A 13,773-nucleotide genomic window follows, 5' to 3' on the forward strand; every position below is an offset into this window, starting at 1 on the left:
GCTCCAGTCACAAGGACACGCCATGCATCCGGCGCTCGATCACATCGCTCTCGTCGTCTTCGATCTGGACGGCACGCTCATCGACTCGGCGCCGGACCTGGCAACGGCCGTCGACGCCGTACTCGGCGAGCGCGGGCTGCCCCCAGCCGGCGTGGACAAGGTGCGCGACTGGGTCGGCAACGGCACGCACAAGCTGGTCGAACGCGCGCTCACCGACGCCACGCGTGCAAGCGGCGAGCCGGCCTCCGAAGCCGATGTGGACGCCGCCCATGCGCGCTTTCTGATCCACTACGGCGCTGCCCCCTGCGAACGCACGCTGCTCTACGAAGGCGCAGGCGAACTGCTCGAGACGCTGAGCGCGGCCGGGATCGCCTGCGCACTGGTGACCAACAAGCCCGCCGCGTTTCTGCCCCCGATTCTCGAACGCTTCGGTCTCGGCGACCGGTTCGCCGTGACCGTCGGCGGCGACACGCTCGCGCGCAAGAAACCTCACCCCGATCCCCTGCTGCACGCCGCCGAGCGGACCGGCATCAGCCCCGACCGCGCCCTCATGATCGGCGACTCGCGGCACGACGTCGCCGCCGGCAAGGCGGCCGGCTTCCGTACGCTGGCCGTGACCTACGGCTACAACCACGGCGAGCCCGTCCGGGACAGCGCTCCAGACCACGTGGTCGATACGCTGGCCGAGCTGCTGCCCCAGGGCGAGACTCTGTCGCCCCACGCAACCTGAGTCCTTTCCGACAGAGGCGTGACGAGGCGATCCAGTAACGGCGCACGGGGGATCGCGCCCCCACCGGACGCCGAGCCGGCGCCTCATCGTCGCCACGAAACCGGCCCGGCACGAGGACACAGCGGGGGCGGCATCGACGGCCGCGAGAAGGCGCCGCCGACTGCATTCCGTGACCGTCACGTCGCCGCCGGGCGTGATTCGCAGCCCTTCGCCCCCGGCGCGCGAAGCGATACTACGCGGCTCGGGCCGCAAGCGGCCGGCCTGTGCGCGCGGCTATGCGTTCACGCTTCAGCGACAATACCGTCGCCGACGTTTGCCGATGGCGACGCCGATCACGCCAAACGGCATGGGCGACCGATCGCTCCGGGCGGAGCAGCGCCTCGCGCATTGGAACCGCAGCTCGGCGCGCGGCAGGGCGCGCCGGCTGTTCGGGCTGATCCCCGGTCGGCGGTCTGCCGAGCACGCTCTCCCCTGCGGTATCGACGGCCGGGGGCCAGCGCCTGTTCGTCACTGTCACGACGGGGCCGCGGTTCGCTCTGCCGGTCAGACCGGTGCCGTCCGTACTCGGGTTCGAGCGTTCGGGCCCGGCGATATCCGTTCGCGACGGCGTGAGACCCGACGACGATCGGCCGATCATTGGGCCGCGATCAGGTTTCCGTCTCAGCGAACTCGCGGCGGCGATGCTCGACGAGCCCGGCCCGGCGCCGAATCTCCCGGATACCGACTGAGCGGGCCCGCCGACGGGCTCCGACCGCGCTATCCGGCTGCAGGCCGGCGATGCCCGCATCCACGACACGCCGTCGATCAACACGACCCTGCCATCCCTGCCGACGGGTGCCGGGCTGCTCGATTTCACCTCCACCGCGCTCGCATCGGGATCGCCACCGGTATGATCAACTCACGTGACGACCGCGCCTCGATCACGCGTGCGTCCGGCGACTTCACGATCGCAGGCCCCGCTTGCCGCACCGGCACGCCGGGTCGCGCCGCGCAGCCGCTCCGGGCGCGACCCGGGCCCGCGCGACGTTCAGCGGCCCTTCGGTCGCGTATTGCCACGCTATGACCTAATCGGTAATCTCCGCGTTTTTGCCGCGCCCCGCGGGCCGGTCGAATTCAGGACGGGTGCACATGAGTCTGAACGCCGCGTTGAAGGAAACGCTGGGCCTCGACGGCCTGGAATATCGTCACGATCTCGGCAAGGATGCGCTCTTTCGTGAAGCACTCGCCAACGACCGCGGCCGCATCCGGGCCGACGGGCCGGACGACGAGCCCAAGGCCTACGAGACCGCGCTCGGCCTCGAGGGGCCGCTGGTCTATTATTCCGATCCCAGCTGCACCGGGCGCCCGGTCCAGGACACCTTTGCGGTCGCCTGGCCGGAGGTCGAGGACAAGCTGTGGTGGAAGTCGGATTTCCAGAAGTTCGACCCGGATCATTTCGGCCCGCTGCTCGAGCGCGTGGCCGCGCATCTGAACGAGCGCGGCCGTCATCTGTACGTCCAGGACGTTCACTGCGGCTGGGACCCGGCCTACGCCGTGCCCTATCGCTTCGTCGGCGAATATGCCACGCACGCCCTGTTCGCGACCAACATGTTCGCCTCGGGCGTCGACGTCGCGGACCCGGAATCCAAGCGCTGGACGCTGCTCGACGTACCCAGCTTCCACTGCGACCCCGAGCGCGACGGCACGCTGAGCGCGCGCGCCGTGATCATCGACATGCGCAACCGCGTCGGCCTGGTGCTCGGCCGCGCGGATTACTGCGGCGTGGTCAAGAAGACCATGTTCACGGTCATGAACTATCTGCTGCCCGAGATCGGCGAGATGCCGATGCACTGCTCGGCCAACGTCGGCCCGCGCGGCGACGGCGCCATCCTGTTCGGCCTGTCCGGCACCGGCAAGACGACGCTCTCGGCCGACCCTGAACGCGAGCTCATCGGCGACGACGAGCACGCGTGGACCGCTGACGGCGTGTCCAACTTCGAGGGGGGCTGCTACGCCAAGCTCATCGATCTCGACAAGGCCGCCGAGCCGGTGATCGCCGCGGCGCTGTCCATGCCCGGCAGCGTGATCGAGAACGTGCCGCCCCTGCCCGATCGGCCGCTGGCCGAAACCGATCCGCAGGATCTGGATCTGAGCGACAACGCCATCACCGAGAACACGCGGCTGTCGTATCCGCTGGCGGCGAATCCGAACGTCGCCGATGGCGCACGCGGGCCGCACCCCGAGACCATCGTGCTGCTCACCGCGGACGCCTTCGGCGTGCTGCCGCCGGTCTCGATCCTCGACACCCGCGACGTCATGTACCACTTCGTCTCCGGCTTCACCGCCAAGCTGGCCGGTACCGAGGTCGGCGTGAACGAACCCAAGGCCGCCTTCTCGGCCTGCTTCGGGGCGCCGTTCATGGCGCAGAAACCCTCGGTCTACGCCGAGATCCTGGCCGAGAAGATGAAGACGCACCGGGCCCGCTGCATTCTGCTCAACACCGGCTGGTCGGGTGGGCCGCACGGCGTCGGCAAGCGCATCTCCATTCAGCATACGCGGGCGCTGCTCAACGCCGCGCTGGCGGGCGAACTCGATGCCGACAAGGTCGGCTACGACAACCATCCGATCTTCAATCTCGCCATGCCCACCGCCTGCCCCGGCGTGCCCACCGAGATTCTCAATCCGCGCAACACCTGGGAAGACAAGCACGCCTACGACGTCCAGGCCGAGAAGCTACGCGACATGTTCCGCGAGAACTACCGCAGCAAGGGCTTCGACGCCCTCGGCATCGAAGCGGTGATGTAGCCACGGCCGACGACGTCGATCGCCCGAGCCCGGGCGATCGACGTTTGACAGGTTTCTTGCATCATCTCGGCCGGGCCGCGTCGCGTGTCGTGTCGATAAGCACGGCACCGGATCACGCCAAAGCTCGGCTCGATGAACCTGCCCGTCGCCGCGACCGCAGGCCGGAGCCGCAGTTCCGCTGACCCGACCCGGCGCGGCCGCCGCGTTTCGTGTCGTACGGCCGCCGCCGGTCATGCCGGGCAGGGCGTCCATCGCCGCGCCGTCGAAGCCCCCGCGTTCGCAGGCGAGCGCTGGCATCCCCTCGACCGAACCACACGACGGTCGCGAGCGGCCGATCCCACCCCCAATCGTCTACGTCGGCGACCACGGCATCAAGGCCGGGCGCGCCACGGCCTACACGCTGTGCGGGTGCCGGCCGGAGCGTGCCTCCCCGGACACGAAAAAGCCGCTGACGCATCGCGTCAGCGGCTCGCTTTCATGCCGGCGATGACGCGGCCCGCGTGGTGCGGGCTCGCTCGTCGTGGTCGGCGATCAGCCCTCGTCGGCGTTCGAGTCCTCGCCCGCACTGTCGCCACCCGAGGCGTCGGCGGCGGACTCTTCGTCGCCCCCATCGCCGCCGGCGCCATCACTGCCCTCGCCGCTGCCGCCGTCGTCGACCTCGATCAGCTCGACGTCGAAGATCAGCGTCTCGTTCGGGCCGATCTGGGCCCCCGCGCCGCGCTCGCCGTAGGCGAGATCGGCGGGGATGTAGAGTTCGTACTTGGCGCCCTCCTTCATCAGCTGGAGCGCTTCGGTCCAGCCCGGGATGACCGCATCGACCGGAAAGGTCACCGGTTCGCCGCGCTCGCGCGAGCTGTCGAACACGGTGCCGTCGATGAGCTCGCCGGTGTAATGCACCGTGACGCTGTCGCTCTTCGAGGGCGTCGGGCCGTCGCCTTCCTCCAGAACCTTGTACTGCAGCCCGCTGTCGGTCGTCTCGACGCCTTCCTTGTCCTTGTTCTCGGCCAGGAACTGCTCGCCCTTGTCCTGGTTCGAGCGCGCCTGCTCCTGCGCCTGATCCTGCTGGGCGGCTTCCATGTCCTTGACGAAGCCCTGCATCACGCTGTCGAGCTCTTCCTGCGACAGACGCGTGTCGTTGCCCTCGATGGTGTCGCGCACGCCCTGGGCCAGCATGTCCACGTTGAGCTCGACCGGCAGTTCCTGGAGCGAATTGCCGATATCCATGCCGAGCGCGTAGCTGCGCTTCTCGTCATCGTTGGCGAAGGCATCGCCCGACTGGGCTGCATCGTCTTCGGCGCCACTGTCGCCGCCGTCGCCGTTCGTGCTGGTGTCGGTGCTCGCGCTGCTGTCGCCGCCACCGGCCTGTTCGCTGCCGGACTGGTCCGAATCGGACTGATTGCCGCACGCCGTCAGCGCGAGGATGCACGCGAGCAACGCAATGAATCGTTTCATCGAGATCGTCCATGGACTGTAATGGGACCCGCAAGCCTACGCTAAAGGTCGGACAAGCAAAAGCAGGACAGGCGACGACGCCGAAGCCGGCCCGGGACTAGCCGCCCCGCCCCGTGGCCGACTCGCCGGGCGGTGCGCCGGGCGGTGCGCCGGGCGTGTCGGGATGCGTGCGCGGATCGAGTTCCAGGATCACCGGACCGGTGTCGGCGGCGGCGATGTTGACATAAGGGCCCTGGGCGTCCACCGGCACGCTCGGCGTGGTGACGCCGCGCCAGATCACGAAACCGCCGTACACGGTCAGTACCGCGGCCAGGAATACGAACAGGCCGTCCGGACCCAGCCCCTGCATGGCCAACGCGCCGGCGACCGGCCCGATGCAGGTGCCGATCCCGTAGACGAACAGCAGACCGGCGCTCGCAGCGACCGGATCGCCCTCGGCCATGCCGTCGTTGATCATCGACAGGCTCACCGGATAGAGACAGCCCGTCAGCCCGAACACCGCGACCGTGGCGGCGTACAGCACGACCGCCTGGCCGGCGCCGAACGCCGCGGCGGCCAGGGCGCCGATCAGCGCGAGGCCGGCGATCACGGCGCTGAGCCAGCGCCGATCGAACCGGTCCGAGACCCAGCCGACCGGCCACTGCAGCACCATGGTCGCCACCACGGCAAAGGCCATGTAGCGCGAGACCCCCTCCAGCGACAGGCCGATGCTGCTGGCGTAGACCGGCGCCAGCGCCAGAAAGGCGGATATGACCACACCGCCGGCGAGTCCGCCCAGGGCGCCACTGGGCGACAGCCGATAGAGCGCGCCGAAGTGCAATCGGCCGATCGCCCCCATGACCGGCGCCTCGGAACGCGTCAGCGCCAGCGGCACGAGCGACAGCACGATCAGGATGGCGACGAGACTGTAGATCGGGTAGTCGTCGGTCGCACCCCAGGCGACCAGATACTGGCCGAGCGCGGCGGCGAAGAAATACACCACCTGATACACCCCGAGCAGCGCGCCGCGGGTCGCACGCGTCGACCGGCCCGAGATCCAGCTCTCCAGCACCATGATCAATCCGGCGGCACAGAATCCGACCAGGCCGCGCAGCACCGCCCAGAGCCAGCCGTCGATGTACATCGGGTGAATGAGAGCAGCCACGCAGCCCACCGCCGCAAACGCCGAGAACGAGCGGATCTGGCCGACGCGCCGGATGAGCCCGGTGGCCAGGCGCGACCCGAGCACGAAGCCGATCGAATGACAGACCAGCACCAGCCCGACGGCGGTCGCCGAAAACCCCTCATCCGCGAGCTGCACGGCGAGGACGGTGCCGAGCAGCGCGGTACCGGCGATGAACAGCGCGAGGCTCGCGAACATCGCCGCCAGCGATACGATCACCTGCCCCATCGATGCACCACTTGCCCCGATACGAAGCGAGCGCGCCCGGCCATCACTGCCGAACGCTCGTCAGCCCTCGTCAACGTCTTCCCGAAGACCATATGGCAGGTCGGTACCATCTCGCCCACGACAGATCTAACGTCGCCGGCGCCGCGGACTAGCCCCGACCGTGCCCCAGCCGAAGCCGCAGCGCGTTCAAACGGATGAAACCAGCCGCGTCCTTCTGATCGTAGGCGCCACGATCGTCCTCGAAAGTGGCGATGGCCTCGTCGAACAGGCTGTCGGATTCCGACGCCCGGCCGACCACCGAGACACTGCCCTTGTAGAGCTTCACGCGGACCGTGCCGTTGACGTGGGTCTGCGACCTGTCGATCGCGGCCTGCAGCATCTCGCGCTCGGGCGAGAACCAGTAGCCGTTGTAGATCAGCTTGGCGTAGCGCGGCATGAGCTCGTCTTTCAGGTGCGCGGCTTCGCGATCCAGCGTGATCGACTCGATCGCGCGATGGGCGCGCAGCATGACCGTGCCGCCGGGGGTTTCGTAACAGCCGCGCGACTTCATGCCGACATAGCGGTTCTCGACGATATCGATCCGGCCGATACCGTGGGCGCCGGCGAGCTCGTTGAGCCTGGCCAATACCTGATAGGGCGTGAGCCGTTCGCCGTCGATGGCCACGATATCGCCGCGCTCGAAGGTGAGGTCGATTTCCTGGGCCGCGTCCGGCGCGTCTTCCGGCGACACGCTCCATTCCCACATCGAATCCTCGGCGGGCGTCCACGGGTCTTCCAGCACGCCGCCCTCGTAGGAGATATGCAGCGCGTTCGCATCGGTGGAATACGGCGAACCGCCGTCGGCCTTCTTGCGGATATCGATGCCGTTGTCCGCGGCATAGGCGAGCAGTTTCTCGCGCGAGTTCAGATTCCATTCGCGCCAGGGCGCGATCACCTTGATCCCGGGCATGAGCGCGTACGCCGACAGCTCGAAGCGCACCTGATCGTTGCCCTTGCCGGTGGCGCCGTGGGCGATGGCATCCGCGCCGGTCTCCTGCGCGATCTCGACCAGCCGCTTGGAGATCAGCGGGCGCGCGATCGAGGTGCCGAGCAGGTACTCGCCTTCATAGATGGCGTTGGCGCGAAACATGGGGTAGACGAAATCGCGCACGAACTCCTCGCGCAGGTCGTCGATGAAGACTTCCTTCACGCCCAGTTTCTCGGCCTTGGGGCGGACTTCGTCGAGCTCCTCGCCCTGGCCGATATCGGCGGTAAAGGTCACGACCTCGCAGTCGTATTCGTCCTGCAGCCACTTCAGGATGACCGAGGTATCCAGGCCGCCCGAATAGGCCAGCACCACTTTCTTGACGTCGCTCATAGTCTTCGCCGGGCCTTGCGTTTCAATCGAAATCTCAGAACGCGGCATTATACGCAAGCCGTCGCCCCGCGCGGCCCACCCGGCATCGCCCAGCTGCTAGTATCGCGCCATGACAGCATCCGACAACATCGAATCGGCGACGCCGCTGATGGCGAATCGCTTCCGCGGCTTCCTGCCCGTCGTCATCGACGTGGAGACCGGCGGCTTCAACAGCGCGACCGACGCACTGCTCGAGATCGCGGCGGTCACGGTGGATTTCGACGCCGATGCGCAGCTCGACATCCGCGAGTCTATGGCCTATCACGTGGCGCCCTTCGAAGGCGCCAACATCGAACCGGCCTCCCTGGAGGTCAACGGCATCGATCCGCATCACCCGCTGCGCCCCGCGCTGCCGGAGCACGAAGCGCTGGCGCGCATCTTCAAGGTGGTGCGCCAGACGATGAAGGAAGCCGGCTGCAAGCGCGCGGTCCTGGTCGGACACAACGCCCATTTCGATCTCGGCTTTCTCAACGCGGCGATCGCCCGCACGGGCATCAAGCGCAGCCCCTTTCATCCATTCTCCTGCTTCGACACCGCCACCCTGGCGGGCGTCGCCCTCGGCCAGACGGTGCTCAAGCGCGCCGCGACCGCTGCGGGAATGTCCTGGGACAGCGAGGCCGCCCATTCGGCCCGCTACGACACCGAGCAGACCGCCCGTCTGTTCTGCACCATCGTCAACCGTTTCCAGCCCATCTACGAGAACATCCCGCCCCTGCCACAGAACTGACGCCGGTCACGCGCGTGCCATGCGCGCGTCATCGTTTCTCAACTCGCGAACCCTAGCCTGCGCATGACGCCACCGTTACGGAGGACATGCCATGGCCGTCGCCGCACGTTCGCTGGAGTTGCCCCGGTCCGCGCCGCGTCTCACCGTGCAGGTCGCGCGCGACGCCGCGGAGATCGAAACCAGTCTGGCACTGCGCCATCGCGTGTTCGTCGAGGAGATGGGCGCGCACATCCCGAACCAGGCGCCGGATATCGAAACCGACGCCTTCGATCGCCATTGTCGCCACCTGCTGGTACGGGACACCGCCACGGGCCGGCTGCTGGCCTCGACCCGACTGCTGGATGACGCCGGCGCCGTCGCGGCCGGCGGGTTCTACTCGCAGACCGAATTCGAACTCGAATCCGTTCTCGAGCTGCCCGGGCGCACGCTCGAGATCGGCCGCACCTGCGTCGCACCGGATGCACGCCACGGGACGGTGATGGCCGTTCTCTGGTCCGGCATCGCCCGCCTCGTGCGCGCCGAGGACCATGCGCATCTGATCGGCTGTGTCAGCCTCGATGCACGCGACGGCGGCGCGCGGGCGCGGGCGCTCTACGCGGCACTGGAATCACGGCATCGGTCGACGGGCACGGTCGTGCGCCCGCGACGACCACTGCCCGCGGCGGACGCCGACCCGGCCGGCACGCGCCGTCCGCCGCTACTGCGGACCTATCTGGGGCTGGGCGCCACGGTGGCCGGCGAACCCTGCTGGGACCCGGCATTTCGCGTGGCCGACTTGTTCACGCACCTGCAAGTCGCTAACTTGTGCCCGCGTTATGCACGACACTTCCTCGAATCGCCAGGCCCGACCGCTGCTCGGGCGGGTCGGCCTGTATCTTAAGAGTCTGCGTCTGATCGGACTCCTGCTGCTGGGCATCGTGCTGCTGCCGATGGTGCCGCTGATCGGCAAGCGCAGCTGGCACCTCGTGCGCTGGTGGCACGGTCGCATGCTGCGGGTGCTCAACGTCCGCCTGGACATCGACGGCGTGGTGCCCAGCCGACCGACGCTGATCGTGGCCAACCACTGTTCGTGGCTGGACATCGTCGTGCTCGGCCACGCCTTCAATGCCTCGTTCGTCTCCAAGGCCGAGATCAGCGGCTGGCCGCTGGTCGGCTCGTTCGCGCGCGCCGCCGGCACGCTGTTTCTCGCCCGCGGCGCCGGGCGCACGTCGGAGACCTCGGCACGCATCCGTTCGGTACTGGAATCCGGGCGTTCGGTGCTGTTCTTCCCGGAGGGCACGACCACCACCGATCCGCAGCCGCGCCGCTTCCACGCGCGGCTGTTCGCGGCCGCCATCGACGGCGGCTACCCGGTGACCCCGGTGGCACTGCGCTACTGCGACGAGACCACGCCCGCCGACATGCATCATGCGCTCGCGCCGTGGGTCAACGAGGCCGCACTCTGGCCGCATTTCCGCGACCTGTTCCGGCTGCGCGAGATACGGGCCGAGGTGCGGCTGTGCGCGCCGGTCGATCCGCGCGGCTACGATCGCCGCAGTCTGGCCGAAGCCTGCCAGCTGGCGGTCAGCCATCGCCAGGCGATGGCGGCCGCTCGCGCCCGTTCGGAACGGTCCGACCCGGTGCGGTCAGCGGCGTGAGCCGCCCGTCGGCCGGCGCTCCGCGCGCGGCGTAATAGTCCTGGCCGTCGGTGCCGTCATAACGACGCTCGTTGATGAAGCGCTTGATCACCGCCGCGCTCTCGTTCGCGCGCACCAGTGGAAAAAGATGGCCACCGCCGCGAACGATGTGCAGGTACGACTTGGGAATGAGCCAGTACAGCAGCCGGATGTTGACCAGCGGCATCACCGGATCGTCGTCGCCGCCCATGATCAGCGTCGGACAGCGCAGCCGGTACAGTCGGTGCACGCTCGTCCAGCCGAGACCGGCCAGCATCTGGTTGAGGTAGCCGCGCGTCGACGGTCCGGCGGCGTGCGCGCCGCGCCGTTCGAGCAGCTCCGGCCGGCGCCGGACCAGCCCGCCGTACAGCGTCGGCGCGAGTTCGGCCAGGGTCTGGTTCTTCTGATAGCGCCGGGCCGTGATCAGGCGCCGGAACACGTTCGCCCGCGCCGGCAGGCCGAGCATGCCGGCCGAGGTCGCGGCCAGCACGAGCCGATTGGTGCGCCCCGGAAAATCCAGCGCGAACTGCTGGGCCAGCGCGCCACCCCAGGAGATGCCGGCGACGTTGATCGGCTCGTCGTAACCCAGCCGATCGAGCAGTGTCGCGGTGAGCCGGGCCAGCCAGCCGAAGCGATGCGGCAGCTTCAGCGCCGGCGAGGCACCGGCCCCCGGCATGTCGAAGACGATGAGCTCGACGTCGTCCAGGGCATTGATCAGCGGCAGGGTCAGGTCGAGGTTCGCGCCGATGCCGTTGAACAGCAGCATGGGCCGGCCCTGGCCTCGCCGCACGCCGACCCGCAGGCGTATGCCGTCGACATCGACGAACTCGACGCGCATGCGCGTGCGCCGGCGCAGCACGCTCAGCGCGGGCGGCACGCGCCGCCGCCCGCTCGACTCGGGCGCCGTCTCGGCGCTCAAGACACATCCCCTTCGACTGCCATATGCCGAGTATGACGGAAAACGTCACCATCCGGCTCTAAGACTTTTGCCGCAGCGCAGCAACCGATCACGATCAGAAACTTGCCTTTCGCGCTTAAAGTGTATTGTCCTCGGCCGGCGGGCGCGGCGCGTGGCGGGCGTTCAGAAAGCCGTCGAGCTCGCGAACCACTTCGTCGGTGCGCTCGAGCACGAACCAATGGCCGCCGCCGCGGATCACCGTCAGCCGGGCCCGGGGCAGCAGCAGCGCCAGCACCCGGGCGTTGACCATGGGCACCACGGCGTCATCGTCGCCGGCCAGCACCAGGGTGGGCACGCCCAGCCGGTGCAGCCAGGGCAGACTGCTGTAGCCGGCCAGCGCGTAGAGCTGGGCGGCGTGGCCGCGCCGTGTCGGTGGCGTGGCCCGGCCCATGGCCCGGGCGATGGCCCGGCATTCATCGGTGCGCCGTCCGCCGAAGACCGACCGGGCCCGAGCGGCGTCCGGGGCGATGCGCGTCAGCCCCTTCGGATGCGCGAGCCGCCAGAGGCTGTTGAACCGGCCCGGGAACATCAGCTGGCCACTGGAGGTCGCCGCCAGCACGAGCCGACGCACGCGGTCCGGCGCCTGGCGCGCGATCTGCTGGGCGAGCAGCCCGCCCCAGCCGATGCCGAGCACGTCCACGGCCGTGTCGACGCCCACCCTGTCCAGCATCGCGACGACCAGGTGCGCGAGCGCGGCCATGCGGCGCATGCGATGCACGTCCTCGGACGCGCCCACGCCCGGCGGATCGAAGGCGATGACGGGTTGCTCGAGATGCCGCGCGACGTCGCCGAGGATCTCGAGGTTGGCCGCGAAGTCGTTGCAGAACAGCAGCGGCGTGCCCCGCCCGTCGCGCTGCGCCACGTGCAGGCGTTCGCCGTCCACCGCCACCGTGGCGTGGGTGAACGGATCGTGATCGCGGTCAGCGCTGGCGGACATAGCGTCCGGGCGCGGGTTCGATGGGCTCGTAGCGCTCGTCGCCGTAGGCCGTCGGCGCCGGCCGCGGGCCGCCGCCGTGGGCCTCGCACCAGCGCACCCAGGCCGGCCACCAGGAGCCGGTCTGCTCGCGGGCGCCGCGGCGCCAGGCCGCGGGATCCAGACTGTAGTCGTCGTTGATGAAAAACCGCGCCCGCGCGTCGCCGGGCGGGCACAGCATCGACTGCACGTGGCCGGCGGCGCCGAGCACGAAGCGCACGTTCGAGCGCGAGAACATCTGCATGGCGCGGTAACAGGTCTGCCACGGGGTGATGTGATCGCGGGCACCGGCAACCACGAAAACATCGCGGTCGATGGCACGCAGGTCGATGGGCGTGTCGGCGATCCGCAGCCCGCCCGGCTCGCGCAGGCGATTGTGGCGGTAGATGCCCAGCAGATCCGCGTGCAGGCGCGCCGGCAGGCGCGTGGTGTCGCTGTTCCAGTAGAGCACGTCGAAGGCGGGCGGGCGACGCCCGAGGACATAGTTGTTGACCACGAAATGCCAAACCAGCTCGTCCGGCCGCAGCCAGGCGAAGGTCCGCGCCATATCCGCCCCGTCGAGCACGCCGGCGTGCGCCGAACGCGCCAGCGCGGTGCCGATGGCGGCCTCGTCCGTGACCCGGGACAGCCGCCCGGCGCGCGGCGCGTCGAGCACCGTGACCATGAGCGTCAGACAGGCGACGCGGTCCTGGGCCCGAGCCGCGGCGAGCCGCGCCAGCGCGAGGGTGGCGGTGGTGCCGCCGGCACAGGCGCCGACGAGCTTCACCGGCGCGTCGCCGGCTATCGCGCGCACGATATCGATGGCGTCGGTGGCCGCCTCGACGTAGGTCTCCAGGCCCCAGTCGCGCTGGGCCGCGGTCGGGTTGCGCCACGACAGCGTGAACACCTGCTGGCCGGCCTCCAGCAGATATCGCACCAGGCTTTTCTCGGGGGCGAGATCGATCACGTAGTACTTGTTGATCTGCGGCGGCACGAACAGCACCGGCCGCGCGTCGACCTCGGTCGTGCGCGGGCTGTACTGGATCAGTTCGAAGACATCGTTGCGAAAGATCACCGCCCCTTCGGTGGCCGCGATGTTGCGGCCGACACGGAAGGCGGTCTCGTCGACCTGGCGCGGCAGGCCGCGATGGTCGCGCAGGTCCTCGAGCACGTGGCGCAGCCCGGCCACGATCGAGCCGCCGCGGGTCGCCCGGGCGCGAGTGTAGAAGCCGGGATGGGTCACGAAGAGATTGCTCGGCGCGGCCGCCGCGACCAGATGCTCCGCGGCGAACAACAGCCGGCGTCGTCGTTCCGGCCGCAGACGCAGGGCCTGGATGATCTCGAACAGCGTCTGCGACCAGGCCAGATAGCCCTGCAGCGTGCGCCGGAAGACGGGGTCGTCGGTCCACGCCGGATGCACGAAGCGCTCGTCCTCGGGCGCCGGCCGCAGCCGCGAGCGTCCGAGCGCGATCCGCGCCATCTCGCGCGCGAGCCGCGCCTCGGCGCGCGCCAGCACGAGCGGATGGGAGAGCAGCGTGGTCACCAGCTCGCGCGCCGAGCCCAGGGTATCGCGCCAGCGCCGGCCCGTGATCGCATAGGCGCCGGTCAGATCACGCAGCGCGCGCGGCGGCAGTTCGCCGCGGCGGGCGGTGCTCTGATCGGTGGCGATGGCGCTCATGACGGGCTCGCTGCGGTACGGTCGTGACCGATGGGCTACAGGGTGCGCTAC

Annotated in this window: 11 protein-coding genes; 5 read left to right on the forward strand and 6 right to left on the reverse strand. The window is 69.3% G+C overall.

The genetic code is table 11. From position 1 onward, the window contains the following. Positions 1-22: 22 nt before the first annotated feature. Positions 23-730, forward strand: a complete 708-nt coding sequence (locus tag SAOR_RS07880; protein ID WP_123630935.1) for a phosphoglycolate phosphatase — start codon at positions 23-25, stop codon at positions 728-730. Between the two features lie 1,128 nt (positions 731-1,858). Continuing rightward, positions 1,859-3,514: a phosphoenolpyruvate carboxykinase (ATP) gene (locus SAOR_RS07885; protein WP_123630936.1), complete on the forward strand. Its 1,656-nt coding sequence runs from the start codon at positions 1,859-1,861 to the stop codon at positions 3,512-3,514. Positions 3,515-4,045: 531 nt separating this feature from the next. Here SAOR_RS07885 and bamJ read toward each other — a convergent pair. The 3 genes from bamJ to SAOR_RS07900 form a co-directional block, all read right to left on the reverse strand. Then, the gene (gene bamJ, locus SAOR_RS07890; RefSeq protein ID WP_221179921.1) at positions 4,046-4,966 is read right to left on the reverse strand and encodes a BamJ family beta-barrel-assembly machinery protein; all 921 of its coding nucleotides are present in this window, start codon (positions 4,964-4,966) and stop codon (positions 4,046-4,048) included. A 97-nt stretch (positions 4,967-5,063) separates the two neighbouring features. Next, positions 5,064-6,356 carry an MFS transporter gene (locus SAOR_RS07895; protein ID WP_123630937.1) on the reverse strand — a complete coding sequence of 431 codons (1,293 nt, stop codon included), beginning with the start codon at positions 6,354-6,356 and terminating at the stop codon, positions 5,064-5,066. 148 nt (positions 6,357-6,504) lie between these two features. Then, on the reverse strand, positions 6,505-7,713 hold the full coding sequence (locus SAOR_RS07900; RefSeq protein ID WP_123630938.1) for an argininosuccinate synthase: 1,209 nt from the start codon (positions 7,711-7,713) through the stop codon (positions 6,505-6,507). 109 nt (positions 7,714-7,822) lie between these two features. On the opposite strand from SAOR_RS07900, the gene rnt reads away from it, so the two are divergent. The 3 genes from rnt to SAOR_RS07915 all read left to right on the forward strand — a co-directional run bounded on the left by rnt (position 7,823) and on the right by SAOR_RS07915 (position 10,116). Further along, positions 7,823-8,479: a ribonuclease T gene (gene rnt, locus SAOR_RS07905; RefSeq protein ID WP_123589748.1), complete on the forward strand. Its 657-nt coding sequence runs from the start codon at positions 7,823-7,825 to the stop codon at positions 8,477-8,479. 91 nt (positions 8,480-8,570) lie between these two features. Continuing rightward, positions 8,571-9,359 (forward strand): GNAT family N-acetyltransferase, encoded by a 789-nt coding sequence (locus tag SAOR_RS07910; protein ID WP_123630939.1) that lies wholly within the window; start codon positions 8,571-8,573, stop codon positions 9,357-9,359. Further along, positions 9,295-10,116 (forward strand): lysophospholipid acyltransferase family protein, encoded by an 822-nt coding sequence (locus tag SAOR_RS07915; RefSeq protein WP_185015593.1) that lies wholly within the window; start codon positions 9,295-9,297, stop codon positions 10,114-10,116. Before SAOR_RS07910 ends, SAOR_RS07915 begins: the two co-directional genes overlap by 65 nt. Here the strand turns inward: SAOR_RS07915 and phaZ are convergent. The 3 genes from phaZ to SAOR_RS07930 form a co-directional block, all read right to left on the reverse strand. Next, positions 10,043-11,053: a poly(3-hydroxyalkanoate) depolymerase gene (gene phaZ, locus SAOR_RS07920; protein WP_221179922.1), complete on the reverse strand. Its 1,011-nt coding sequence runs from the start codon at positions 11,051-11,053 to the stop codon at positions 10,043-10,045. The two genes, SAOR_RS07915 and phaZ, sit on opposite strands and share 74 nt — an antisense overlap. Before the next feature lie 115 nt (positions 11,054-11,168). After that, a complete protein-coding gene (locus SAOR_RS07925) occupies positions 11,169-12,029 on the reverse strand; it encodes an alpha/beta fold hydrolase (RefSeq protein WP_185015594.1) in 861 nt (286 codons plus the stop codon). Beyond that, the gene (locus tag SAOR_RS07930) at positions 12,013-13,722 is read right to left on the reverse strand and encodes a PHA/PHB synthase family protein (RefSeq protein WP_185015595.1); all 1,710 of its coding nucleotides are present in this window, start codon (positions 13,720-13,722) and stop codon (positions 12,013-12,015) included. Before SAOR_RS07930 ends, SAOR_RS07925 begins: the two co-directional genes overlap by 17 nt. Between the last annotated feature and the right edge of the window lie 51 nt (positions 13,723-13,773).

Origin of the sequence: Salinisphaera orenii subsp. orenii MK-B5 (genome assembly GCF_003788635.1) — a bacterium.
GTDB lineage: Bacteria > Pseudomonadota > Gammaproteobacteria > Nevskiales > Salinisphaeraceae > Salinisphaera > Salinisphaera orenii.

Bases quoted from the DNA above. Each gene is read 5' to 3' on its own strand.
- SAOR_RS07880 (WP_123630935.1), top strand. From the start codon at position 23: ATGCATCCGGCGCTCGATCACATCGCTCTCGTCGTCTTCGATCTGGAC.
- SAOR_RS07885 (WP_123630936.1), top strand. From the start codon at position 1,859: ATGAGTCTGAACGCCGCGTTGAAGGAAACGCTGGGCCTCGACGGCCTG.
- bamJ (WP_221179921.1), bottom strand. From the start codon at position 4,966: ATGAAACGATTCATTGCGTTGCTCGCGTGCATCCTCGCGCTGACGGCG.
- SAOR_RS07895 (WP_123630937.1), bottom strand. From the start codon at position 6,356: ATGGGGCAGGTGATCGTATCGCTGGCGGCGATGTTCGCGAGCCTCGCG.
- SAOR_RS07900 (WP_123630938.1), bottom strand. From the start codon at position 7,713: ATGAGCGACGTCAAGAAAGTGGTGCTGGCCTATTCGGGCGGCCTGGAT.
- rnt (WP_123589748.1), top strand. From the start codon at position 7,823: ATGACAGCATCCGACAACATCGAATCGGCGACGCCGCTGATGGCGAAT.
- SAOR_RS07910 (WP_123630939.1), top strand. From the start codon at position 8,571: ATGGCCGTCGCCGCACGTTCGCTGGAGTTGCCCCGGTCCGCGCCGCGT.
- SAOR_RS07915 (WP_185015593.1), top strand. From the start codon at position 9,295: ATGCACGACACTTCCTCGAATCGCCAGGCCCGACCGCTGCTCGGGCGG.
- SAOR_RS07925 (WP_185015594.1), bottom strand. From the start codon at position 12,029: ATGTCCGCCAGCGCTGACCGCGATCACGATCCGTTCACCCACGCCACG.
- SAOR_RS07930 (WP_185015595.1), bottom strand. From the start codon at position 13,722: ATGAGCGCCATCGCCACCGATCAGAGCACCGCCCGCCGCGGCGAACTG.